The organism is Nostoc sp. FACHB-280, from assembly GCF_014697615.1.
Lineage (GTDB): Bacteria > Cyanobacteriota > Cyanobacteriia > Cyanobacteriales > Nostocaceae > Nostoc_B.
In genome coordinates, this window is record NZ_JACJSD010000006.1 from 51,253 (window position 1) to 73,530 (window position 22,278).

General features: G+C 40.9%; 23 protein-coding genes. 12 read left to right on the plus strand and 11 right to left on the minus strand.

What is annotated here, in order from left to right:
- The first annotated feature begins 265 nt into the window (after positions 1 to 265).
- On the plus strand, positions 266 to 3,061 hold the full coding sequence (locus tag H6G75_RS06130; RefSeq protein WP_190979212.1) for a CHASE2 domain-containing protein: 2,796 nt from the start codon (positions 266 to 268) through the stop codon (positions 3,059 to 3,061).
- Entirely contained in the window at positions 3,058 to 4,356 is a 1,299-nt protein-coding gene (locus H6G75_RS06135; RefSeq protein ID WP_190979073.1) for a response regulator, read from the plus strand. The genes H6G75_RS06130 and H6G75_RS06135 overlap by 4 nt, the downstream gene beginning before the upstream one ends.
- Before the next feature lie 332 nt (positions 4,357 to 4,688).
- Here H6G75_RS06135 and H6G75_RS06140 read toward each other — a convergent pair whose 3' ends face one another.
- The 3 genes from H6G75_RS06140 to H6G75_RS06150 form a co-directional block, all read right to left on the minus strand.
- A complete protein-coding gene (locus H6G75_RS06140) occupies positions 4,689 to 5,162 on the minus strand; it encodes a hypothetical protein (RefSeq protein ID WP_190979074.1) in 474 nt (157 codons plus the stop codon).
- Between the two features lie 296 nt (positions 5,163 to 5,458).
- Positions 5,459 to 5,782, minus strand: coding sequence for a helix-turn-helix transcriptional regulator (locus H6G75_RS06145; RefSeq protein ID WP_190979075.1), 324 nt, complete (start codon positions 5,780 to 5,782; stop codon positions 5,459 to 5,461).
- Between the two features lie 127 nt (positions 5,783 to 5,909).
- Positions 5,910 to 6,662 (minus strand): PAP/fibrillin family protein, encoded by a 753-nt coding sequence (locus tag H6G75_RS06150; RefSeq protein ID WP_190979076.1) that lies wholly within the window; start codon positions 6,660 to 6,662, stop codon positions 5,910 to 5,912.
- Between the two features lie 138 nt (positions 6,663 to 6,800).
- Between H6G75_RS06150 and H6G75_RS06155 the strand changes: the two genes are divergently transcribed.
- Positions 6,801 to 8,204 carry a Rieske 2Fe-2S domain-containing protein gene (locus tag H6G75_RS06155; RefSeq protein ID WP_190979077.1) on the plus strand — a complete coding sequence of 468 codons (1,404 nt, stop codon included), beginning with the start codon at positions 6,801 to 6,803 and terminating at the stop codon, positions 8,202 to 8,204.
- Positions 8,205 to 8,287: 83 nt separating this feature from the next.
- Here the strand turns inward: H6G75_RS06155 and H6G75_RS06160 are convergent, their stop codons facing one another.
- The gene (locus H6G75_RS06160) at positions 8,288 to 8,731 is read right to left on the minus strand and encodes a hypothetical protein (protein ID WP_190979078.1); all 444 of its coding nucleotides are present in this window, start codon (positions 8,729 to 8,731) and stop codon (positions 8,288 to 8,290) included.
- Between the two features lie 460 nt (positions 8,732 to 9,191).
- On the opposite strand from H6G75_RS06160, the gene H6G75_RS06165 reads away from it, so the two are divergent.
- Both H6G75_RS06165 and H6G75_RS06170 read left to right on the plus strand, forming a co-directional pair.
- Positions 9,192 to 9,446, plus strand: a complete 255-nt coding sequence (locus H6G75_RS06165; RefSeq protein ID WP_190593265.1) for a hypothetical protein — start codon at positions 9,192 to 9,194, stop codon at positions 9,444 to 9,446.
- 3 nt (positions 9,447 to 9,449) lie between these two features.
- Positions 9,450 to 10,694 (plus strand): murein transglycosylase A, encoded by a 1,245-nt coding sequence (locus H6G75_RS06170; protein WP_190979079.1) that lies wholly within the window; start codon positions 9,450 to 9,452, stop codon positions 10,692 to 10,694.
- A 130-nt stretch (positions 10,695 to 10,824) separates the two neighbouring features.
- Here H6G75_RS06170 and H6G75_RS06175 read toward each other — a convergent pair whose 3' ends face one another.
- Positions 10,825 to 11,694: a DUF5895 domain-containing protein gene (locus H6G75_RS06175; protein ID WP_190979080.1), complete on the minus strand. Its 870-nt coding sequence runs from the start codon at positions 11,692 to 11,694 to the stop codon at positions 10,825 to 10,827.
- Positions 11,695 to 11,919: 225 nt separating this feature from the next.
- Here H6G75_RS06175 and H6G75_RS06180 point away from each other — a divergent pair, with 225 nt between their 5' ends.
- Complete coding sequence (locus H6G75_RS06180) at positions 11,920 to 12,624, plus strand: Uma2 family endonuclease (RefSeq protein WP_190979081.1); 705 nt, start codon at positions 11,920 to 11,922, stop codon at positions 12,622 to 12,624.
- 115 nt (positions 12,625 to 12,739) lie between these two features.
- Positions 12,740 to 13,909: a homocysteine biosynthesis protein gene (locus H6G75_RS06185; protein WP_190979082.1), complete on the plus strand. Its 1,170-nt coding sequence runs from the start codon at positions 12,740 to 12,742 to the stop codon at positions 13,907 to 13,909.
- Positions 13,910 to 14,006: 97 nt separating this feature from the next.
- Here the strand turns inward: H6G75_RS06185 and H6G75_RS06190 are convergent, their stop codons facing one another.
- Positions 14,007 to 15,020: a hypothetical protein gene (locus H6G75_RS06190; RefSeq protein WP_190979083.1), complete on the minus strand. Its 1,014-nt coding sequence runs from the start codon at positions 15,018 to 15,020 to the stop codon at positions 14,007 to 14,009.
- Positions 15,021 to 15,395: 375 nt separating this feature from the next.
- Here H6G75_RS06190 and H6G75_RS06195 point away from each other — a divergent pair, with 375 nt between their 5' ends.
- The 4 genes from H6G75_RS06195 to H6G75_RS06210 all read left to right on the plus strand — a co-directional run bounded on the left by H6G75_RS06195 (position 15,396) and on the right by H6G75_RS06210 (position 18,716).
- Complete coding sequence (locus tag H6G75_RS06195) at positions 15,396 to 16,274, plus strand: tetratricopeptide repeat protein (RefSeq protein ID WP_190979084.1); 879 nt, start codon at positions 15,396 to 15,398, stop codon at positions 16,272 to 16,274.
- A 99-nt stretch (positions 16,275 to 16,373) separates the two neighbouring features.
- Positions 16,374 to 16,667, plus strand: a complete 294-nt coding sequence (locus H6G75_RS06200) for a HigA family addiction module antitoxin (RefSeq protein WP_190979085.1) — start codon at positions 16,374 to 16,376, stop codon at positions 16,665 to 16,667.
- 166 nt (positions 16,668 to 16,833) lie between these two features.
- The gene (locus H6G75_RS06205; RefSeq protein WP_190979213.1) at positions 16,834 to 17,736 is read left to right on the plus strand and encodes an ABC transporter permease; all 903 of its coding nucleotides are present in this window, start codon (positions 16,834 to 16,836) and stop codon (positions 17,734 to 17,736) included.
- 170 nt (positions 17,737 to 17,906) lie between these two features.
- Positions 17,907 to 18,716 carry a DUF3598 family protein gene (locus tag H6G75_RS06210; protein WP_190979086.1) on the plus strand — a complete coding sequence of 270 codons (810 nt, stop codon included), beginning with the start codon at positions 17,907 to 17,909 and terminating at the stop codon, positions 18,714 to 18,716.
- 22 nt (positions 18,717 to 18,738) lie between these two features.
- On the opposite strand, the gene H6G75_RS06215 is transcribed toward H6G75_RS06210, so the two are convergent.
- The 3 genes from H6G75_RS06215 to aat form a co-directional block, all read right to left on the minus strand.
- Positions 18,739 to 19,236: a DUF5063 domain-containing protein gene (locus H6G75_RS06215; protein WP_190979087.1), complete on the minus strand. Its 498-nt coding sequence runs from the start codon at positions 19,234 to 19,236 to the stop codon at positions 18,739 to 18,741.
- A 200-nt stretch (positions 19,237 to 19,436) separates the two neighbouring features.
- Positions 19,437 to 19,982 (minus strand): hypothetical protein, encoded by a 546-nt coding sequence (locus H6G75_RS06220; protein WP_190979088.1) that lies wholly within the window; start codon positions 19,980 to 19,982, stop codon positions 19,437 to 19,439.
- A gap of 49 nt (positions 19,983 to 20,031) precedes the next feature.
- The gene (aat, locus tag H6G75_RS06225; RefSeq protein WP_190979089.1) at positions 20,032 to 20,607 is read right to left on the minus strand and encodes a leucyl/phenylalanyl-tRNA--protein transferase; all 576 of its coding nucleotides are present in this window, start codon (positions 20,605 to 20,607) and stop codon (positions 20,032 to 20,034) included.
- Between the two features lie 107 nt (positions 20,608 to 20,714).
- On the opposite strand from aat, the gene H6G75_RS06230 reads away from it, so the two are divergent.
- Positions 20,715 to 21,044 carry a hypothetical protein gene (locus H6G75_RS06230; protein WP_062291975.1) on the plus strand — a complete coding sequence of 110 codons (330 nt, stop codon included), beginning with the start codon at positions 20,715 to 20,717 and terminating at the stop codon, positions 21,042 to 21,044.
- Between the two features lie 60 nt (positions 21,045 to 21,104).
- Here H6G75_RS06230 and rpsN read toward each other — a convergent pair whose 3' ends face one another.
- A complete protein-coding gene (gene rpsN, locus H6G75_RS06235; protein WP_190979090.1) occupies positions 21,105 to 21,407 on the minus strand; it encodes a 30S ribosomal protein S14 in 303 nt (100 codons plus the stop codon).
- A gap of 78 nt (positions 21,408 to 21,485) precedes the next feature.
- Positions 21,486 to 22,139 (minus strand): endonuclease III, encoded by a 654-nt coding sequence (gene nth / locus H6G75_RS06240; protein ID WP_190979091.1) that lies wholly within the window; start codon positions 22,137 to 22,139, stop codon positions 21,486 to 21,488.
- Positions 22,140 to 22,278 lie beyond the last annotated feature (139 nt).

The window sequence follows — 22,278 nt, forward strand, 5'->3', positions numbered from 1 at the left end:
GGCGCAAGGGATGAAGAGGAGAAGGCGCGGAGAGCAAGGGGGAGAATATTTCCCCAATTCCCCCTGCACCCCTGCCTCTTTCACACTGCCCCGAAGCCAGCTACCATGCAAAGTTGCCTTGGCAGACGACTAGGGGCTAGGGAATAGGAAGAGTTTTTCTAACACCCAATGCCCCATACCTAAGCCTAATACTCAAATTCAGACAAGTGTTAGTGGAGTCATGGCTGACGAATACTAATCAATGTTATGTGCCTCCGGCGAAATTATGTGGCGTAAATTCCAAGGTTTGATACAACGCTCACGTAGCGTCTTTATTATTACTCCCAGTGTCGCTCTTACAGTTATTGTTGGGCAGTCATTGGGACTTTTTAATTTGCCGGAGTGGAAACTTCGTGATGAATGGATGCGACAACGTTCGCAAAATACCATAGCTGACGAAATCGTGATTGTCACAATTGATGAACAGGACATTCAATCAGTTGGTAAATGGCCAATTCCCGACTGGTCACTAGCGCAATTACTTCAGAAAATTCGATCGCAACAACCCCGCGCCATTGGCTTGGATCTCTACCGAGATTTACCAGAAGGCAAAGGATATGAGCAACTGGTAGAGGTTTTCCGTAGTACACCTAGTTTAATTGGTGTGGAGAAAATCACTGGGGAACGTGTCAATCCTCCACCAGAATTGCAAAAACTGGAACAAGTTGGATTAGCAGATTTGGTATTAGATGGCGATCGCCATGTGCGGCGTGCTTTACTCACAGCTGCTGATGCCAAACAAGCCGGAAAAATTAAAGCGGGATTGGCAACTATGGTTGCACTCAAGTATCTGGAAGCAGAAAAAATTTCTTTAGAACCAGTGAACGAAGAGCAACAGAAATTTCGCTTAAATAATCAAATTTATCTGCCCCTGCAAAACCGAGAAGCAGGTTATTCTGATACTGATGTGGGTGGTTATCAAATTCTGCTCAACTGGCATGGTGCCGAAACGGCGTTTCGCACAGTAGCTATGCGAGATGTATTAGCCGGAAAAATTCCCGCCAATATCATGCGCGATCGGATGGTATTTATCGGCTCAACGGCCTCCAGTACCAATGATTTCTTTAGCACACCCTTTAGTTCCTCTTTGATTGCTGCTCAAAAACCCACAGCTGGAGTTGTAATTCATGCCAATGTTGCCCATCAAATAGTCCAAGGAGCAAAAACAGGTAAAGCGAACCTATATGGTTTTTCTGGCAATGCCACGTCATTTTGGATTATTTTGTGGTCTTTGATTGGTTCTGGTGGTAGCTGGTATTTAGCGAGTTTATGTACAAAACGAAACATTCCCGGTGGCAAAATTCTCTGGGCAACAGTAGGTATAAGTGGTGGTTTTTTCGTGGGTGGCTATGGGATATTTTTACAGGGTTGGGTGATTCCTGTCACACCAGGATTAGCTGCCTTTATTAGTAGTGTGATTGCCACAACCAATGCTTATAAACAACAAAAGTTAGAAGAAGCCAATCAACAGCTAGAAATTGCCAATTCTCAACTTCTAGACTATTCTAAAACTCTTGAGTTTAAAGTCGAAGAGCGTACTCGTGAATTACTGGAAGCCAAACAAGCTGCTGATGCGGCTAACGAAGCTAAGAGTGAGTTTTTAGCCAACATGAGTCATGAATTACGCACACCATTAAATGGGATTTTGGGTTTTGCCCAGGTGCTAGAGTTATCGCCAAACTTAACCGATAAAAATCGAGAAGGAGTCAACATTATCTATCAATGTGGTTCCCATTTACTGATGCTAATTAATGACATTCTCGATCTCTCAAAAATTGAAGCTCGTAAATTAGAATTGGTAACAACCAATGTACATTTACCAACTTTTTTACATGGTGTGACAGAGATTTGCAATATTCGAGCCGAGCAGAAAGGAATTGGATTTAATATCGTAGCTGATGATTCTCTGGCGGCTGTAATTCAAGTAGATGAAAAGCGGCTACGGCAAATTTTGATTAACTTACTAGGTAATGCCATCAAATTTACAGACAGCGGTAGCGTTACATTAAAAATCGATGTGATTGAGCAAGAGTTGTCACCAATCACTAAGGATAATACAGAAATCACTGATCAGAAGATTCGCTTCCAGATAGAAGATACAGGTATTGGGATGTCACCAGACCAGTTAGAGAAAATATTTTTGGCTTTTGAACAAGTAGGTGAAGCAGGTAGGAAATCTGAAGGTACTGGTTTGGGATTAGCCATCAGTCAAAGAATTGCTGGATTGATGGGTAGTCAAATTCAAGTGCAAAGTAACTTGGGTGAGGGCAGTCTATTTTGGTTTGAGATCACAGTGCCAATACCAGTTTCCCATGACTGGAATACTCTGACTGTGAATGCCAGCAATCAGAAAATTATTGGGATTCGTGGTCGTGTACCACAAATTTTGATTGTTGATGACGATCGCAACCACCTTTCGATGTTGAGTAGTCTATTACAAAAAATTGGTTGTCGCACTTTAGAAGCAAGCGATGGTAAACAAGGGCTACAGGTGGCAACTGAACATCAACCGGATATGATTGTGCTGGATTTAGCTATGCCAAATATGGATGGCTTTGAGTTGATGGTGCAATTACAAGAAAATCCCCAAACAAGTTTAATTCCGATTATTGTCTCTAGTGCTAGAGTTTTTGAGGAAAATCAGCAACGAAGTTTAGAGGCTGGCGCAACAGCATTTTTACCCAAACCTTTGCAAGTCGATGAATTATTAAATGCACTGCGATCGCTACTCAATGTGGACTGGATTTATGCCGAATCACCGTCACAGAAATTACCTGCTAAAAATGAGCCAACAGATGATCATGAACTGATTTTGCCATCTCAGGATATTTTGCAACAACTATATCATTTGTCCATGATGGGAGATATTCCCGCGATCGAGGGCATAATTGCTGAGTTAATCAAGCAAGATAGTCAATTTACTGCTTTTGCCACTACCTTGGGTAAAATGACTGCCAATTTCCAAACCACAAAAATCCGTAAGTTCTTGAAAACATTTGTCACCACGGAGTCACATCAATGATCACTGAATCTGTTTTTAAACCAATGCACATTTTATTGGTGGACGATAATCCAAATAATCTCAAGGTGCTATCGGAAGCGATTAAGGGATGTGGCTGGAAAGCACTGATGGCAACTGATGGTGAGTCAGCAATTGAACAAACAGAATACGCCCATCCTGATTTAATCCTCCTCGATGTGATGATGCCGGGTCTGGATGGATTTGAAACTTGTCGCAGACTAAAAGCTAATAATATTACTCAAAATATTCCGGTAATTTTTATGACGGCTTTATCTGATGCTACAGATAAAGTTAAAGGACTGGAAATTGGTGCAGTTGATTATATTACTAAGCCTTTTCAACAAGAAGAAGTGATTGCCCGACTGAAACTACATCTCAAAATCTCCCATCTCACCAGGACTTTAGAACAACGGGTGCAAGAACGTACCGCCGAATTAACTCATTCTCTACAACAGCTACAACAAACTCAACTACAACTTATCCAAAGTGAGAAAATGTCTACTTTAGGACAGCTAGTTGCAGGCATTGGTCATGAGATTAATAACCCAATTGGTTTTATTAGTGGTAACTGCTCTTATATTGAACAATATGTAAATGATTTGTTTCGTTTGGTGGATCTGCAACAGCAAAAGCTACCTGACCCAGATCCAGAACTAGAAGAACTCATCGAAGAAATTGACTTGGAGTATTTATTTGAGGATTTACCGAAACTTCTGTTATCAATGCACCAGGGAATTGAGCGCCTCAAAGACATCAGCCTCTCGTTAAGAACTTTTGCTAGGGCGGATATTTCTTCTAAAGTTAAGTTTCAAATTCATGAAGGACTTGATAGTACTATTATGCTATTAAAACATCGCCTCAAAGACCAAGGCGATCGCCCTAAAATCGAAGTTGCCACCCAATACAGTGAACTACCGCCAATTACTTGCTATCCTGGGCAACTAAATCAAGTTTTTATGAATATTATTGCTAATGCTATTGATGCTTTTGATGATTTACATGAAAACGCTGCCAAACAGGGGATAGTCGGACAATATACCATTACAATTACTACATCTGTTGATAATCAGCAAGAAACTGTCACCATTTGCATTGAAGATAATGCTTTAGGGATGCCGCCAGAAGTACAAGCGAAAATTTTTGAACCATCTTTTACAACTAAACCTGTGGGTAAGGGAACTGGACTAGGATTAGCAATTAGCTATCAAATTATTGTGGATAAACATCATGGAAACATCCACTGCTTGTCCACAGCCGGTCAAGGAACAAAGTTTGTGATTACTCTGCCAATTTAATTTTTAAAATTGCTACTATACATTAACTGGTAATCAAAGCCAATATTTTTTGATTAAGTGCTGAATCTCAACCCAGCCATTAATTTATCCTGATCATATTGCCAATTGATGTAGACGATGTACAGCTTGAAGGTTTATGGATTTAACTAGATCCCGCACATAAATAACTATGGAATCAACTGGGATGTCTGCAATCCTACTAAACTTTACGGCATTGCTGAATGAGGGGATGAATTTGATGTCTTGGAAATTTTTAACTCCTTATTCTCTCTGCGTCTTTGCGCCTCTGCGTGAGATAAATCATCCCGCAATTATGCAACGCCAACTTTACTTTATACTTGTCCTTGAATAATTTTTGTCAATTCAGCACGGCTGCGATTTGCTTCTGACCAAAAAGCTATCCAAAAGATAAGTACTATCAAGATAGGCATACTCACAAATAATGCAGCTACAAGACGAGGTGTATCATCGGTGAAGGTGATGAAACTAACTGTATTAAACCAGATGAATAGCCATAAGCCTAAAAAAGCCATCACAACAGTATGTACGCTGATTTGGATATGCACCAAGGTTTGACGAGGTTGCGCTTCAAATCGCCCGCGAATCATTGGTAGAAACGAATTGCGATAGTGAATAATCCGACTGATTTGAAAACCTTCTTCAGAAATTGTTCCTTGATACAGAGTATGTTGTCTAGAGAATCTAAATGCTTGTTGTGGTTCAATATTGGCACTCAGTCTCTGCAAAACTATGGGCAGTGCTTCTGGTACTGTAATTGTAAAACTATCGTAGGGTAGTATTTTCATCTTGTTGGGACTATTTGGTGATCAGTCTCCCTGGCCATTGCAGTATTGTTTTCAGTTTTCCCCCAACGATGGCTGTTTGAACAACTGATACCATTTTGGATTTGAAAAAGCCTGTATCAAAGTTCCGTTCTAAAAAGCCTCACCACAGAGAAACTGGACAACGAATAGAAGTTCCAAAATTTCACATCACTAATCAGCTTGTTAGCCTTAACTGAACCGTATTGAGTTATAACATTCGTGCAAGAGGTTTAATAAATCGGGCATCTTGCTTCTCTACAAAAATCACAAATGCTGATCTAATCACAACAAGAACGTACAGGTGATATTAAACTATGCTGACGATAAGTGGCTAAATACTGCTCTAAAACACTAAATTGCGGAATATTTAAACTGTAATAAATCCAGCGTCCTTCTTGGCGGGAATTAACTAAACCAGCGTCCTTCAAAGTTTTGAGGTGAAAAGAGAGTTTTGATTGACTGACACTCAAAGCATCGCATAAATCACATACACAAAGTTCTTGCTGTCGCAATAGTTCCAGCACATTAATCCGTAGCGGATCGGAAAGTGCATGAAAGCCAGCAGCAATTAAATGTGGAATAGTAGAAGAGGAAGTTTGCATGAAATGTTGATGGGTGAGAGTTGAAAGTGGGGAATAGGCAGTAGGAATATTATTTTTGAAGCTTAGTATTGTAAATTTCAAATATAGCAGTCATTTTAACTCCTGCCTCCTGCCTTCTTTATGATCACTATTGCCTTTCAGATACTAAAATTGTTCCCTTTTCGCCACAAGTAATTCGCAACTCCTCATCAAGATAGAGAATTTCTAGGCGACCTTTAGGCGATCGCTCCATGATAAACTGAACTTCTCCAGTCTCAGAATTGATTCCTTGTGGTGGAACCAAACCAAACACTAACTTCAAGAAACTAAATATCAAACTGTCTTTAAAACTGCGTTTGACATTTTGACTTTGCTGACCAAAAACTGCACGCCATTCATCCATTTTAGTTGGGTCTTGTGGTGCTAAAGTTCCTCCAGTAAATTTAACTTGTAGCACAGTATCACTAATTGGTTCACACACACCTAAATTCCGCACAACCCCAGATATTTGCGGATAATTTTCATCAGCCGTCGTAAATTCTACAACAATATCGTGACTGCGCTGTTCGCCATTCCCCAATAAAAAAACAGGTTGTGAAACTCGGTCAATTACTAATTTTAGTTTTGTCGGCTGAAACATATTAAAAGCCAGACGACCAAGAGTATAGGCAAACTTACCATTTGCCAACTGTTCACCACCAGGAAAATTCGGCGCACTAATTAATAGCCAATTACTATCTAATAGCTTACCGTTGCGAGTTGGCGATGGGTTTGGGTTGACAAGACGCAAATTTTCAATCGCAGCAATTACAGTTTCATCCTTAGTATTGCCACCACAAGCAGCCAACGCCTGACTTAAAGCTAGTTTCGCCTCTGCACATTCTCTTGTATCTACTGCCATAGTGTTGAAATTGTTTTGTGCAACTGCTTGTTAATTTAGACCATTGGCTGATTTCATGACTCTTGCCTGCCATCGTCGTTAAAAAATTGTTACATTTTTGGTGGGTAGACAATTATTACTTGACGCATCTCACTCATTATGTCCAACAGCCTGTTAGAGCCATTATCCCCAACAACCACAGAAAATTTACCTGCTGGTGGACTAGACCCAGAACGCTTTGATTGGTTAGAAGTTTGGTATCCTGTCCACTACGTCGCAGATTTAGATAAATCCCAACTAACGCGCTTCACCTTACTAGAACGAGACTTAGTTTTATGGTGGGACAAAAATGAACAAACTTGGCGGGCTTTTGAAGACCAATGTCCGCACCGTCTAGCGCCACTTTCCGAAGGCAGAGTCAACGAAGATGGCAGGCTAGAATGTCCCTATCACGGCTGGGCATTTTCGGGAACAGGCAAATGTGAAAGCATTCCCCAACAAGTACCAGGGACAAAAGCCGAAACATCTCCCCGCGCCTGCATAAAATCATTTCCAACCACAGTACGCCAAGGGTTATTGTTTGTTTATCCTGGTCAACCTGAGAATGCTGCCAAAACTCCGGTTCCCATCGTTGATGTTTTAGAAGAAGATGCAGATGGCTGGGTTTGCCTGAATACCTTTCGAGATTTACCTTATGATGCTTTGACATTAATGGAAAATGTTCTCGATTCCAGCCACATTCCTTATACTCATCATCGCACTGTTGGCAACCGAGCCAATGTATCGCCTGTAGAATTAGAAATTGTCGAGTCAGGCAAATGGGGTTTTAAAGGACTTTGGCAAGAAGGCCCCCGCAAAGGCACTTTAGGCAAACAAGATACCACCTTTATTGCACCGGGGTTGATGTGGCATGATCTCACCTCCAAGCAATTTGGTAGAACCTTAACAGTCGTTTACGCAACTCCCATCCGTAAAGGAGAATGTCGTTTATTTGCCCGTTTTCCCTTCAAATTCTCATCAAAATTACCAGGATTATTTATTAAACTCACGCCTCGCTGGTATTCTCATTTAGGACAAAATGGCGTACTCGAAGATGACCAAATTTTCTTACATCACCAAGAACGTTATTTAGAACAAAAAGGTGGCACTGATAACTTTACCAAAGCATTTTATTTACCAACTAAAGCGGATATTTTTGTATTTCAATTGCGTTCTTGGGTAAAGCAATATTGTGCAGAATCATTTCCAGGAAAAACTTTACCACCACCACTGCCCAAAGAAGCTTTATTAGATAGATATCATTCCCACACGAAACATTGCAGGAGTTGTCGAACTGCCCTAAAAAACCTCCAAAGGTTACGTTTAGGAGTGGTGATAGCAACAGCATTAGTTTGGAGTTTATTGTCTTTATCAGTCTTGCTTCCAGGTCATACTTCTAATATCACCTTGATTATTGCCAACTTAGCTGTATTACTTGGTGGCGGAATTTGGTTTGGTTTAGGCAAGTTAGAACAACAATTTTATCAAGGGCGAGAAATTCCACCACGAAATATGGCCTCGTAATTCATCATTTGTAATTTCAAAAAAGCAAAGTTGGTTGGGTGGAGCAGCAGCGAAACCCAACAAATTTTAATAATATTGGCTGTCTAACTTTTGTGCGTAAGTTCTGATTCAGTTGGACTAGTTTCTCTCCACCAATGTTTGAGAATAATTGCTGACCAAACAATAAATCCCAATATCGCCAAACCAGTTAAGCCATCAGTCCAGATTAACAAGTGCATTTTGGCTGAGAATTGGGATAATTTTCCATAAAGATAATGTCCTGGACTTGTTATGCCTGTTAAGGAGTAGATGAACAAAAAAGCATAAGCCAGCCAATATTTTTGAGACTTGTAAAACCAATAACCAGTAATTCCTATAGCTGTGAGAATCAGCCATGATTGATAAATTGCTGGGGCAGTAATCCAAGCGGGTTGGGGATATTGCTCGATAAATAAATAATTATCAGTGTAGTGAAGAAATGTAGAAATTATGCTGGCAATGAGCAGTATTTTCAACAACCTGTGAGGGTTACTTTCAGAATTAATCATCAGATTTATATATTTTAAGTTCGCATAGTGATGTATCTTGTTACGACAATACAGCAGTGTGCATCTTACTGAAATACTGTAGAGACTTTATATTTAACATCTCTATATGCTTTTGGGTTTGATATCATATCCGGCAAATAAATTATGATTCAATACATCTGTGGAGAAAGGCAAAACTCTTTCTCTCCCTGCTCCCTGCCCCCTGCGGTTTTGATGATAAGTCTTTTACCTGATATGATATGACTCTTTCTTACTCCTAGCCTGCACAGAGATTTCCAGGAACAGGTTCAACTATTGGCCGTCTAGAGGGACAATAAAAGTCAAGACTTAGGAGTAGTAGCTCATGGTTAATTAATGCAAAACTCTCCGGATAGCTTTTCTTGCTCCCGTATGCTTACCCTTTTCATTCTGGGGTGACGTGGTTAACATGGGTTGAACATATTTTTAATGATTCAACTTTATGCCTAGAACACCGAATGAGTACGCCGTACACCTATTGCTGGAAACTGGTCATCGTGAAGAAGTGCGGTTTCCAACTATTCAAGAATTTCAAAAATGGTATAGTGGCGAACTAGTACCCAAGTCTACCTCGAATGATTTTATCAGCGTACCGATCAAGAATATTCAGGGAGAGTATATGGTTGTCCGCCCATCTCGGATTGTGGCAATCCGGGTAGAACCACTGTTTAGTTCTAGTGTTGAAAGATTCGACTAAATCATGAGAAAAACCCTTGCTTTGGCTTCTTTGAGTCTAGGAATTGCCCTTGTTAACACAATTTGGCCAGCTGTTGCTCAAGTTCCGACGACGATACCGTTACCTGTACCGTTACCTACACAGCCAAGCACTCCCCCTGAGTTACAGTTACCACTCGAACCTGTAGAAATTAGTGATACTTGTACTCCTGTATCTACTTGTTTGGGATGGGATGATCAAATTTTTGGTCGTCCTGGCAAAAGTGGCGATCGCAAATCTCTTTTAGCTGCCATTGATAATAGTTTAGATTATTTGGCAAAAGATAAAGCGATCGCCGCCTATCAAGATTATCCGGTGCCAGGAATTACTCGCGATCGCGTGCGGCGCAGTTTACTGCGTTTTCGGCAATTAGTCGTAACAGCCAAATCTGCTAGTCAACTCAGAACTGCCGTTCAGCGAGAGTTTGTGTTTTACAAGTCCGTTGGCAATGATGGCAAGGGTACTGTTAAATTTACTGCTTACTATGAGCCTATTTATCAGGCCAGTCGGGTTAGAACATCTATATATAAGTATCCCCTTTATCGACTACCGCCAAATTTTGACCAATGGGCTAAACCCCACCCAAAACGCATTGATTTGGAAGGCAAAGATGGTTTACTCGGAGATAAAAGCCAGTTGCGCGGTTTGGAATTGTTGTGGTTCCGCGATCGCTTAGACGCATACATGGTACATATCCAAGGTTCTGCCCAAATCAGGTTAACCAATGGCAAAACTACTTCTGTGGGTTATGCTGGCGGTACTGATTATCCTTGGACAAGTATCGGCAAAGAACTCGCAAAAGATGGCAAACTGCCCCTAGAAGGCTTAACTATGCCGCGTCTTATCAGCTACTTCCGGCAAAATCCCCTAGAGTTAAATAATTATTTGCCTCGCTGGGAACGCTTTGTATTCTTTAAAGAAGCTCCAGGTAGAAAAGCCACTGGTAGTATTAATGTTCCAGTCACAGCCGAACGTTCCATTGCTACCGATAAATCTCTTATGCCTCATGGCGCACTAGCAATAATTAATGGTACATTCCCCTATCCGGCTGCTGGTGGCAAATTGCAACCGCGTACTGTCAGCCGTTTTGTGTTAGACCAAGATACAGGCAGTGCGATTAAAGGCCCAGGCAGAGTAGATTACTTTATGGGAACTGGTAAACTAGCAGGCGATCGCGCTGGAATTACTGGTGGCAATGGTTCACTATATTATTTGCTACTCAAAAACTAGGGAGTTGTGAGTGGGAAGTAGGGATTGGGTAAGAAAAAATACCTAAGCTAATCATCATTTAAGTTACATCATGTTAATGGTAATAAAAGCTGCAAAACCTCTCCCCTGCTCCCTGCTCCCTACTCCCCACCTAATATGGTGGATAGCCAAAATCATCTTCATCAGCATAAATATAGGAACTGGAAACACCTGCCATAGCAGGTTTATTGGTTTCTGTTCTCACTGGTTCCTTACCAAATTCTTTGTATTCTTCAAAATACTTGCAAATAATTGCCGACTCAGGCGCATCAGAAGCAATCAAGTATTGTGTTAATGTCCCCACTGTTGGATGCTTGTAATCTACAGTCGAAGCAACCAGCACCGTATTCGGCTCAATACCTCTTTCTTCGCACTCAATTATCGGGCAGAATATCCCATGCGCGTGGAACAAAGGGCCTTTTGGTGTTAATGGTTGTTTGCGATAAACAGCATAAGCTTTTTCTAATTCGGCAACAAAACCACTCACCACTTTGCCTTGCTGAAATTCACAATAAGTTTTGCTGAAACTCGCTCCGGCTGCACCATTTAGGGTTAATTGCAATGGCAATTCATGTAAAAATTTCTTATCTTCACTGACTAAGAAAATTAAATAGCGTGTAAAAGTTTTAAACTTCAATTTATCCGCTAAAAAAGCATCATAATTTTCTTTGAGCGTACCTAACTTCAGCCCTGTTTCCCGGTCTTTGACTGACAAAGGGCCTCGACGCACAATCACCAAACGCGGAGTAGTAGTCATAAAAACTGTTTCAACACCAGAGCTAAATTCATGCTCTACTTGCTGCCAATTTTCATCCGGCTGAAAACCCACAGCATTAGCATTATCTAACTTGATGGCAAGACCATAGGTTTGCATCCCATCAGTGCCGTATCGAGGATTAATCATCTGACACCAAGGGATGACTTGAGAAGGCGGCGCATTAAATTTATCGTCCTCAAAGTCGAACTTAGCAGATGCTTTCATCGTTTTGTGCTGTATGTGTGTTTTGCTAGACAAGTTGATGGTTGTGCGCTGATGTGGGAATTGTATCTCCCATTTGTACCATCCAAATGGTACATTCTGCACATTATGAAGTAGATTTTAACAAGAGGGGTTAGAGGCTAGGGATTATTATTTTTACTCAGAACTCAGCACTTTCAACCTAGACGCTAAAATAAACCCATCACTACCAGATGCAGTCATCTCCTCATGTCCCTCGCCAAAGAACTAGACACTCCTCAAGCAACCCCAGAAGATGTTATCTTTCCTCCAGGTGATTTATACAGCGATGAACCTCCCTTGGAAACAGAACTGCATCTAGAGCAGATTATGCTCTTACTCAAATGTCTAAAGTGGTTGTGGCGAGATAGAAACGATTTCTACGCTGCGGGAAATCTGACTATTTACTACAGTTGGAATAAACGCAAAGATGAACACTTCCGGGGGCCAGATTTTTTCGTCGTGCTGGATACAGAGCGTAGAACTCGCAAAAGTTGGGTCGTTTGGGAAGAAGAAGGGAAATATCCCAATGTAATTTTAGAAATTCTTTCGGAATCAACAGCGAAAACCGATAAAGATTTAAAGAAAAAACTATACCAAGATACTTTTCGCACACCCGATTATTTTTGGTTCGACCCAGAAACTCAAGAATTTGCCGGGTTTCATTTAGTTGATGGTCAATACCAAACTCTAGAAACCAATGCTCAAGGACATTTGTGGAGTCAGCAGTTAGGTTTATACTTGGGAATTCATGAAGGATTATTGCGATTTTTTACTCCAGTAGGTCTATTAGTTCCAACACCAGAAGAAGCCGCAGAATTTGAATGTCAGCAAAAAGAACTAGCCGAAGCACGAGCCGAAAAGTTAGCAGCAAAACTGCGGGAATTAAATATTGACCCAGAAACAATTGATTAATAGGGAATAGGTTACAGGTGATAGGTTACAGGTGATAGGTTACAGGTGATAGTAAAGGTTACTGAGCGCAGTCGAAGTACACCCTCATACCCTTACACCCTTAATTTTGATTATTATGCGAACGATCGCCGAAATTAACGATAAAATCAGCCGCCAGTGTGCAGTCGTTTTAACAGTTGAAGAACTTAAAGCCAGAGTTGCAGAAGTTGGTGTCAGCAAAGTTGCTCAAGAAGTTGATGTGATTACCACTGGCACCTTTGAGCCAATGGAATCTAGTGGTGCGATTATTAATCTGGGACACACTGACCCACCGATAAAAATTCGTCGTTGTTGGATAGATGGTGTACCAGCATATTCCGGTTTTGGGGCTGTAGATTTATACTTAGGTGCTAGTTGTGTCGTTGATACAATGGACGGTGAGGAAATCCGCGAACGTGGTGGTGGTCACGTTATTGAAGATTTAATTGCCGGGAAACAAGTACAAGTCAGGGCGCAAGGACAAGTTACAGATTGTTATCCACGAGCAACATTTGAAACTACCATTACCCGCGATACTATCAATCAATTTTATTTATTCAACCCGCGTAACCTTTATCAAAATTTTATCGTGGGTGTGAATGGTGGCGATCGCCCACTTTTTACTTATCTTGGCCCTTTACAACCCCATCTCGGTAACGCTGTCTACTCTAACCCAGGGGCAATTTCGCCTTTATTCAACGACCCCGATTTGCAACTTATTGGCATTGGAACACGAATTTTTTTAGGTGGCGGTATCGGCTATATCGCGTGGGAAGGAACACAACACTTCCCCTTACAAAAGCGGTTAGCTAATCGTACACCCATTGGCCCGGCTGCTACCCTAGCCTTAATTGGTGATGCTAAACAAATGTCAGGCAATTGGGTGCGTGGTTGTTACTTTAAAAGTTATGGCCCTTCGTTGATGTTGGGTGTGGGAATACCATTCCCCGTATTAAACGAAACTGTCGTTGAACACTGTGCAGTGCAAGATAAAGATTTAGTCGCACCCATCGTCGATTTTTCCATTCCCCGGCGCGTGCGTCCGACCTTTGGGTTGGTGAGTTACGCCCAACTGAAATCCGGGCGACTCACCATCGAAAATAAAACTGTGCGTGCTGCACCTTTAGCTAGTATGTCCTTATCTCGGCAAGTCGCCGCCGAATTAAAACAATGGATTGCAGCCGGCACTTTTACCCTCACAGAACCAGTCGCCCCCATTCCAATGGAGCGATCGTTTTTACCCCAAGACCGTTGGACAGATTTTTAGGAAGGCAAAAGAAAAGGCAAAATTCAAAAGTAAAAAGGCAAAAGCAAGATTCAATTCTTATCTTTTACCTTTTTACTTTTAACTTTTAACTTTTTCCTTACTCTTGCGGTGGCTTTTGCTTTTTAATGGGCTTAGGAACTGGAGCAGAAGATTTTGGCAGAGGTTTGGACACTGCTGAAGCTTCCCCGCCGCCGATCTTTTTGACTGGACGTGGGCTGGAACTGTCTCCAGGGCTACGTCTGGGCGGGAATGGTCGGCGACCACCGCCACCACCACCACGGAAACCACCAGGGCCACCTCTTTGGGGTGGTCGGCGTTTTTTGGGTAAATCCGCGATCGCTTCTGCTGTTTCGATGGCTAATAAATCACCATCTCGTTTGACTTGGAAATCCCAAAACTTGCCCACAGCTTTAGTCGCTAGGACACCTTTGAGTTTTAATTTAAAGTATTTGGGTTTTTCATCTTGTTTGCGAGCAGCTTGCTTAATTTTGACAACTAAATTTTTGTCATCAAAAGATTGGTAAACTACTTCGCCACGCACAGAAAAACCACCATCGGGAATATCTGATGAAGGTTTAATGTCGCTTTTATCTGTTACAGCAGCATCGGCTTGAGGCAATTCATCATCGGCCGAATCTTGTGCTTGCTGTTTGGCCAAATTTTCGGGTTCCCATACACCCACAATTTGCAGATGTAAGGCATCGCTTTCTTGCTTAGTACGGGGATAAACTACCCAGAGGTGATTTTTTTCTAAATCAAGGTGATTCTTGACTAAGCTCATAATTCGACCGAGGAGAACAGCTTGGATTTCCACACCATCCGCAGTCAGGAGCGTACCTTGAGTAAACTGTTCACTGCTTGCAATGTAGCGACCTCGGACTAACCCGATCGCTCTGTACTGCATTGGTTCGCTGGGTGGTGGAATTGGTTGCTGTCGATTGACTAAATGAGCATCGTTGGCAATCTCACTAGGGTCAGTAGGCAAATTTTCCGATTCAGAAACAGTAGCTACTACTGTTGGTACATCAGCAGCTGTATCTGTTTCGGTTTCAGGTTGATTGGACTCAGGCAAATTAGAAGATTCAGGCGAAGGCATCAGGTCGGAATTCATAAAAACTCCTTGCGGCGGAGACACATCCCATTGTGGGATTTTACTAAAGCAACTGGAAAGCGCGTTTGTGCGGCTGATGAAAGTATATTGTGTTCCACCAAGACACACGACAACGCCCAATACAATTCTAAAAACGCTAAATTTACATTTATACTCTAAATGTTTAATCTAGCGTCTAGACACTAGTTTCGGAAGCATATCATAGGTACTACTCTGACGGCTCCCCCTAAAGTCATCAATTACTTTAGCAGCGTAAATAGTTATTTGTTATAAAATTCACAGACAATTGGCGGTATTCCGCAAAGTTTTGGAAATTTTTACTTTCCAATTTGTGTCAATGATAATGTCATTAGAGTTCTGGAGAATTATAAAACTGTGTCTGAAGCGCGTAATCGTTGGATAGTCCGAGTCATCTTGGCATTAGCAGTTCTTATGTTTGTAGGTGTATCTATAGTTCCTATTATTAGCGCATTCAATAGCCCGACATCGACAAACCAGAATGCTGCAAATCCTACAGGTAACTTAGCTTCCTCTGACCAAAAAACAAAATTACAAGATGAAGTACGGGGTTATGAACTAGTTTTACAACGGGAACCTGAAAATCAAACTGCTCTGAAAGGTTTATTACAAGCACGTTTACAACTTTTAAGCCTGAATCAAGGTGATGTTCAAGGAGTAATTGCCCCTTTAGAAAAACTAGCTAAACTCAATCCTGAAAGATCAGAATATGGAGTCCTCCTCGCCCAAGCCAAACAGCAAATTGGCGATAAAGAAGGAGCCGCCCAAGCATATCGCACAATTTTGGATACCAAACCCGGTGATTTAAAAGCTTTACAAGGTATGGTAGCACTGCTCTTAGACCAAAAACGCCCAGAAGCTGCGATCGGTCTATTACAAGAAACTTTGAATAATGCTACCCAAGCTAACACCATTCAGCCGGGAAGCGTGAATGTAGTTGCTGTGCAAGTGCTACTAGGCAATGTCTATGCAGCCCAAAAACGTTTTCCTCAAGCAATGAATGTCTATGACCAAGCGATTAAAAAAGATCCCAAGGATTTTCGCCCTGTCTTAGCTAAAGCTATGCTTTTGAAGGAACAAGGCAAAACAACCGAAGCTAAACCTTTGTTTAGTAATGCAGCCAGTTTAGCGCCTGCTCAATACCGAGACGAAATTAACAAAGCCGCAACCACTTCCCCAACTCCTGCGCCCACTGCATCTGCCGCACCTGCACCTGCAAGTACTCCCAAACCTTAAAATATTGGGTGGTTTAAGATAACTGTAAAAAATAAATGTTTTGGGGTTTCTCTGGCAGGAACCCCTAATTAATGCAAAAATTCCAATCTGGAGAGATAAATGGCACGCTCACCCATTCACCCAGGAGAAATTCTTGGGGATGAAATCACAGAACTTGGTATGACAGCAAGTGATTTAACGTGTGTTCTTTATGTTCCCAAAAACCGGATTACCGAAATCATTAATGGAAAAAGAGGGATAACAGCTGATACAGCTTTGCGATTAGGTCAATATTTTGGAACTGGTGGAGAATTTTGGCTAAATCTTCAGAAAAACTATGAATTGAGGTTAGCTGAACAAACGGTTGGTAAAGAAATTCAGGAAACTATTCGTCCTCGTGTTTTAGTCTCTTAAACTTAGCAACCTTTGATTGGAATCATTATTATGATGATTTCCTCACGCAGAAGCACAGAGAAAATAATCTCAAAAATAATCTTTTTGCGTAAATCCTCATGGGTAAACTTCATCACATCGAGTATAAAGAGTGATTACGATTACTTTTGTGATGTTGGGGTGGTCTGTGTTCAAATTTCTCACTAAACTTGACTATTTACTCAAAGAAACCTTTTTAGGATTATTGCGTGGCGGCTGGATGAATTGGGCTGCTGTTAGCACTGTGGCGGTATTATTATTTTTGTTCGGCTTGAGTTTGCAAACTTCTTGGCAAGTAGAAAAACTCCTCAATCAATTTGGTAGCCAATTGGAAGTTTCAGTATATTTAGAACCGGGAGTAGAAGCCAAAAGCATTGAACATTTGGTAGTAAAAATGCCGGAAGTGGTTTCGATGCAAAGTATTAGCAAAGAAGAAGCTTGGCCAAAATTAGTCAAAGATTTGGGAATTGCAGATATTGACGGTGCGACTCAGCAGCTAGGCGAAAATCCTTTAGTGGATGAGATGAAAGTCAAAGCACGGAGTTCTCAAGTAGTACCAGTTTTAGCCACAAATTTGGCTAAGTTGCACGGTGTAGATACTGTTGAATATGTGGATGAAGCTGTAAAAAGAATTGCTCAGTTGCATCGCGGTTTAAATTGGTTTACTGTGACAATTACCAGTATTTTGACTTTAACTGCGATCGCTGTTACTACTACCACCATTCGCCTCATTGTGCTGGCGCGACGGCGGGAAATTGAGATTATGCAACTAGTCGGCGCAACTTCCGCCTGGATTTACCTACCGTTTATTTTACAAGGAATTTCCTTTGGTTTAGTTGGCGGTGCGATCGCTTGGAGTTTCATTTCGGTAATTGAACAATTTTTAGGTAAACTCCTAGCAAATCAACCAGAGTTTATCCAATTCCTTGCCAATGGTTTACAACTTGCACCCTCACAAATCTTATTATTACCCCTGATTCTCTTAAGTTTCGGTGCAACGGTAGGATTAATAGGCAGCTTATTTGCAGTACATCGATTTGCTAAAGCTTAGTTAATAGTCAAGAGTTCTCTATTATATTGAGCAAATAACAAATGATATAGCAGTCGAAGTATAGGTGAGGATATTTAAAAAGCAAGAATACTAATCATAGTAAAACTTTACCTCCTGCCTCCTGCCTTCTGCCTTCTGCCTCTTGCTATAAATGACCAAGGACAAATAACATGACATCTCAATGGGAATCTTTATTAAAAAATCTCGGTGAGTGGCGAGGTTCATTCACCAGATTTTCCACCCAAGGTCAACTCTTAGAAGATATTAAAAGTGTTGTTTCCTTTGAAGGATTAAACGAAAATAAAACTATGCGTCAAATTGTCCGCCGTGAAGGACAAGAAGATTTAGTTTTAGAATACAGTTCTTTAGCTAAGAGTATACTTTTCTTTGAAAATGGTGCATTTTCTCAAGGTTCAATTCAGTTAGCACCTTTTACCGAATTTGGCGCAGAACTTGGTTTAATTTATGAAAATCGCCGCTTACGTCTAGTTCAATTATTTGATAAAAACGGTCAACTTGATAAACTAACTTTAATCCGAGAACATTTAGCTGGAACCGAACCAGTAGAACATCCTCCCTTAACAGTAAATGATTTGTTGGGAGAATGGCACGGTGAGGCGATTACAATATATCCAGACTGGCGATCGCCTGATAAATACTATTCAACTTTAAAATTACATTTAGATGATACTGGACGTTTAGTGCAGAGTTTAACTTTTGGCGAAAGAACCATCACTTCAACAGCAACTATCAAAGGTTCTCTCATTCACTTTGACCAAGACCCACAAAAGCAAGTCCAAATTTTACTATTACCTAATGGCGCTTCGGCAACATCGCCATTGCAAGTAAAATTACGTCAACCCTTATTTTTAGAAGTTGGTTGGCTAATTCAGCCTAACTTACGCCAGCGCATGGTTCGCACCTACAGCGATAAAGGTGAATGGGTTAGTCTTACTTTGGTAACTGAAAAAAAGATGTAGAAGAATTTGTTTACCATTCCTACTACGAAAAATAATTATGAATCGCCCTTTGCGATCCCACTAAATGAGCGCCCCAATGAATTTCAAAATGAAAACGCCATTCCCATACGGCTTCCATAAGATAACTATGCTCGTAAAGTATAAGACCTCGTTTTAGGTCTTGATAAATATCATTTAAATCATCGATAAGACTGTTAGTTACAGGTTGATTATCTTCTATATTTAGTGGTTCAAACACATCCCAATAATTATCAATAGGTAATATCTGAAACCGCTTATAAATACTACTTAATTTGTAAGATGAGCGAATATCGTCTACTTCTTTGCCACAATTAATTTCAGATAAATCAATTTCAAGTAAATCAATTATACCTAAATGAAGTTCAGCTAAAAGTTTTCGAGCCGTTACCATTTCTTGCTCTGGATCGCTGCTAGAAGCTTCTGCCCAATCACAATACTTACGAACAGTATCAGCAAATTTTTGAATTTTTGTTTTTGTATATAAATTAGACAGTTCCATAAAAGAATTTTTGCCTATTATAGGAATCCTAAATTATTTATGAAATTTTCTTTCTTCTCTTTCTTCTCTTTCTTTGTGTCCTTTGCGTCCTTTGCGGTTCGTTAAAAAGAATATTTTTTACAACTCAGATAGGATTGCTATAACAATAACTCAATTCACAGGAATGCTCCAACTTAAATCCATCTTGTAAATGAATATTATCAATCAAAAGAATAACCAGCAAAGAAAATTTCACTCGGCTGGTTATCTGCATAAACAATGATATATCTTGCTGTACCTCTATCAATACTGTCCCAAAATTGATTTCTGCCATTAGGATTTATGTTACCAAAAAGCACTAACTCTATCATTTCATGAGTAGGTTTCTCAGTACCGAATAAAGTCATAAGTTCTGCTGGAGGTAGTAGAAAAGCAGTGTTAAAAACTTCGCCAAGTATTTGATAAAATTCTTCTCCTCCTAGTAATGCCTCTTCAAACTCATCTCTTGAAAGTGGACATGGTCTATCATCAACTCGAAGAATATCAAGAATTGAACGTGTGCCATCTGCGTCAGAGGCTTCTAGTGCTGCTTCAATGGATATATGCTGCGCTCCAGGAGCAGGAGAATTTTCTGTAATTGGGAAATCAAGCAGTGGTATTGCAGGATTATATCGACCTGCTTGAAATTCTCTTTGGCGGAGTGTCTGTAATGCTGCATTCAGATCAGGTTGATAATCTGTGTAGTACCAATAAACTTCTGCACCCATAGAAATTAGTCACTAAATTTAAGAATGAGCCACATCATGCCCTACATTCTTACATCAAAGAACAGCGACGCTGCAACGCTTTCTGAAGTAAAGTTTGATATTCTTCATCGCCAATCCCGTATGCACCGAAGCGTTCTAAATGTGGGTTCATCATTTGAGCGTCAAACAGGACAAATTGTTTTTGGCGCAATCTTTCCACTAACTTGACCATTGCTACTTTTGAGCCTTCGGGAATGCGGTAAAACATCGATTCACCGATGAAAGCACCACCAATGACTATTCCTAAAATACCGCCGGCGAGTTCATCACCTTGCCAAGTTTCAAAACTGTGAGCAAAACCTGTTTTATGCAGTAAAAAGTAAATTTCTTTTAATTCATCTGATATCCAGGTTGTTTCTCGGTTCGCACAGCCAGCCACAACAGCCGGAAAATCGCGGTTAATCGCTACTGTAAACCGTTCTTGATTCAAAACACGCTGCAAAGACTTAGGATAGCGGAATCGCTGGTCTAGAGGAATCAAAGTCCGATCGCGGCTACCATACCAACCCAAGCCATGAGCGTCATCAGCCATGAGAAAATAACCTTGGGCATATCCTTGAATAATTGCAGCGATATCATATTGCATAGATAGATCAAAATAAAATAAAAAAATTCAGAGGAACGCCATTTGATGCGATCGCCATCCTCTGCGCTCCTCTGGGATATATTTAGCATGACTCTGCATTTACCAAAATGACACAACCAATCCCATCCATTACCCTACCACCAGCTAACAACCCCCTCCTTGAAGGTGAGTGGTTACAAGAGCGTTTGTTGCGGTGGTTAGATGCAGAATTTATCCCTGAAGCAGTCAATCAAACGATTGCTCAACGAGCCGCGCAAATTTATGTGCGCCAACGTATGGAAGGAGAAAACGACTTGGGTTCTCTGGTAATTGCCATTGTCACAGAGATGCAAGGGTTTGATTTTTCCAAAAGCTTTTATGGAGAGTTTGCGATCGCTAACGCCGTCAGCGATCTACTCTTAGAAAGTCTGGGTATAGACCGTTGCTGCGGTCAATAATTATTGTCATTGTCATTTGTCCTTAGCAATAACCAATGACTAATGACTAATGACCAATGACTACCAACTAGACTTAACAACTCCAGGTAATAAACCTTCGTGCGCCCACTCCCGCAGAACGTTCCGAGACAGCCCGAAGTCACGGTAAACACCTCTAGGACGACCAGTTACCCAACAGCGATTGCGGCGACGGTTGGGCGCACTGTTACGAGGTAGTTGTTGAATTTTACGGTGAGCGTCCAGTTTCTCTTCTAAAGATTCTGCTTGTTTGAACTCTTCTATTAGAGTTTCCCGCTTTTCCGCATACTTTGCGACTAATTTGGCGCGTTTTTTCTCGCGCTCAATCATACTTTTTTTCGCCATACATTCTAAATAAAGACAGCATTTTCCATTCTACAGTGTCCGAATCAATTCTAGGGATAGTTCAGTACTTATCCAAAATTATTTGTCAGATGTTGGACATAAATCAGCCAACTCACAAGCTGAACAAGCGGGAGAACGGGCTTTACAAATAGCACGACCATGATAAATCAGCCGAATTGACCAATTTTCCCAATCTGGTTGGGGTAATAACTTCATTAAATCTTGTTCAATTTTAATGGGTTCAGCATGTTTAGTTAAACCCAAGCGTTGACTGAGGCGCTTAACGTGAGTATCTACAGTTACTCCAGCATTGATCCCATAAGCGTGAGCTAAAACTACATTTGCTGTTTTTCGCGCCACACCAGGTAATTTTAATAATTGCTCCATTTGGTTAGGAACAACCGAATCAAATTCAGTCACAATCATCCGACAGGCGGCTTGAATATTTTTAGCTTTATTGCGATAAAACCCTGTAGAACGCACCAAGTTTTCTAATTCTTCTAAATCAGCATTGGCTAAACTGGCTGCATCGGGAAAGCGACCAAATAAAGCTGGTGTAACTTTATTGACGCGCTCATCTGTACATTGTGCGGAAAGAATGGTGGCAACGAGTAATTGTACAGGTGTTGAGTAGTTTAATGAGCAAGTTGCATCTGGATATAAATGCTTGAGGCGTTGGAGAATTTCTAACGCCCGTTGTTTTTTTGAGTTAGATTTGCGGGTGGTGGTCATAAAAAAAGGCAAAAGTAAAAAGGCAAAAGTAAAAAAAGGCATTGCTGAATATGAGGATTAAAATTAAAAATTCAATCTCTCAAACTCTTATTCTCCGCGCCTCTGGTTACTGAGCGAAGTCGAAGTATGCGCCTCTGCG

Coding starts and splice junctions, on each gene's coding strand:
- H6G75_RS06130 (WP_190979212.1), top strand. CDS start 266: ATGTGGCGTAAATTCCAAGGTTTGATACAACGCTCACGTAGCGTCTTT.
- H6G75_RS06135 (WP_190979073.1), top strand. CDS start 3,058: ATGATCACTGAATCTGTTTTTAAACCAATGCACATTTTATTGGTGGAC.
- H6G75_RS06140 (WP_190979074.1), bottom strand. CDS start 5,162: ATGAAAATACTACCCTACGATAGTTTTACAATTACAGTACCAGAAGCA.
- H6G75_RS06145 (WP_190979075.1), bottom strand. CDS start 5,782: ATGCAAACTTCCTCTTCTACTATTCCACATTTAATTGCTGCTGGCTTT.
- H6G75_RS06150 (WP_190979076.1), bottom strand. CDS start 6,662: ATGGCAGTAGATACAAGAGAATGTGCAGAGGCGAAACTAGCTTTAAGT.
- H6G75_RS06155 (WP_190979077.1), top strand. CDS start 6,801: ATGTCCAACAGCCTGTTAGAGCCATTATCCCCAACAACCACAGAAAAT.
- H6G75_RS06160 (WP_190979078.1), bottom strand. CDS start 8,731: ATGATTAATTCTGAAAGTAACCCTCACAGGTTGTTGAAAATACTGCTC.
- H6G75_RS06165 (WP_190593265.1), top strand. CDS start 9,192: ATGCCTAGAACACCGAATGAGTACGCCGTACACCTATTGCTGGAAACT.
- H6G75_RS06170 (WP_190979079.1), top strand. CDS start 9,450: ATGAGAAAAACCCTTGCTTTGGCTTCTTTGAGTCTAGGAATTGCCCTT.
- H6G75_RS06175 (WP_190979080.1), bottom strand. CDS start 11,694: ATGAAAGCATCTGCTAAGTTCGACTTTGAGGACGATAAATTTAATGCG.
- H6G75_RS06180 (WP_190979081.1), top strand. CDS start 11,920: ATGTCCCTCGCCAAAGAACTAGACACTCCTCAAGCAACCCCAGAAGAT.
- H6G75_RS06185 (WP_190979082.1), top strand. CDS start 12,740: ATGCGAACGATCGCCGAAATTAACGATAAAATCAGCCGCCAGTGTGCA.
- H6G75_RS06190 (WP_190979083.1), bottom strand. CDS start 15,020: ATGAATTCCGACCTGATGCCTTCGCCTGAATCTTCTAATTTGCCTGAG.
- H6G75_RS06200 (WP_190979085.1), top strand. CDS start 16,374: ATGGCACGCTCACCCATTCACCCAGGAGAAATTCTTGGGGATGAAATC.
- H6G75_RS06210 (WP_190979086.1), top strand. CDS start 17,907: ATGACATCTCAATGGGAATCTTTATTAAAAAATCTCGGTGAGTGGCGA.
- H6G75_RS06215 (WP_190979087.1), bottom strand. CDS start 19,236: ATGGAACTGTCTAATTTATATACAAAAACAAAAATTCAAAAATTTGCT.
- H6G75_RS06220 (WP_190979088.1), bottom strand. CDS start 19,982: ATGGGTGCAGAAGTTTATTGGTACTACACAGATTATCAACCTGATCTG.
- aat (WP_190979089.1), bottom strand. CDS start 20,607: ATGCAATATGATATCGCTGCAATTATTCAAGGATATGCCCAAGGTTAT.
- H6G75_RS06230 (WP_062291975.1), top strand. CDS start 20,715: ATGACACAACCAATCCCATCCATTACCCTACCACCAGCTAACAACCCC.
- rpsN (WP_190979090.1), bottom strand. CDS start 21,407: ATGGCGAAAAAAAGTATGATTGAGCGCGAGAAAAAACGCGCCAAATTA.
- nth (WP_190979091.1), bottom strand. CDS start 22,139: ATGACCACCACCCGCAAATCTAACTCAAAAAAACAACGGGCGTTAGAA.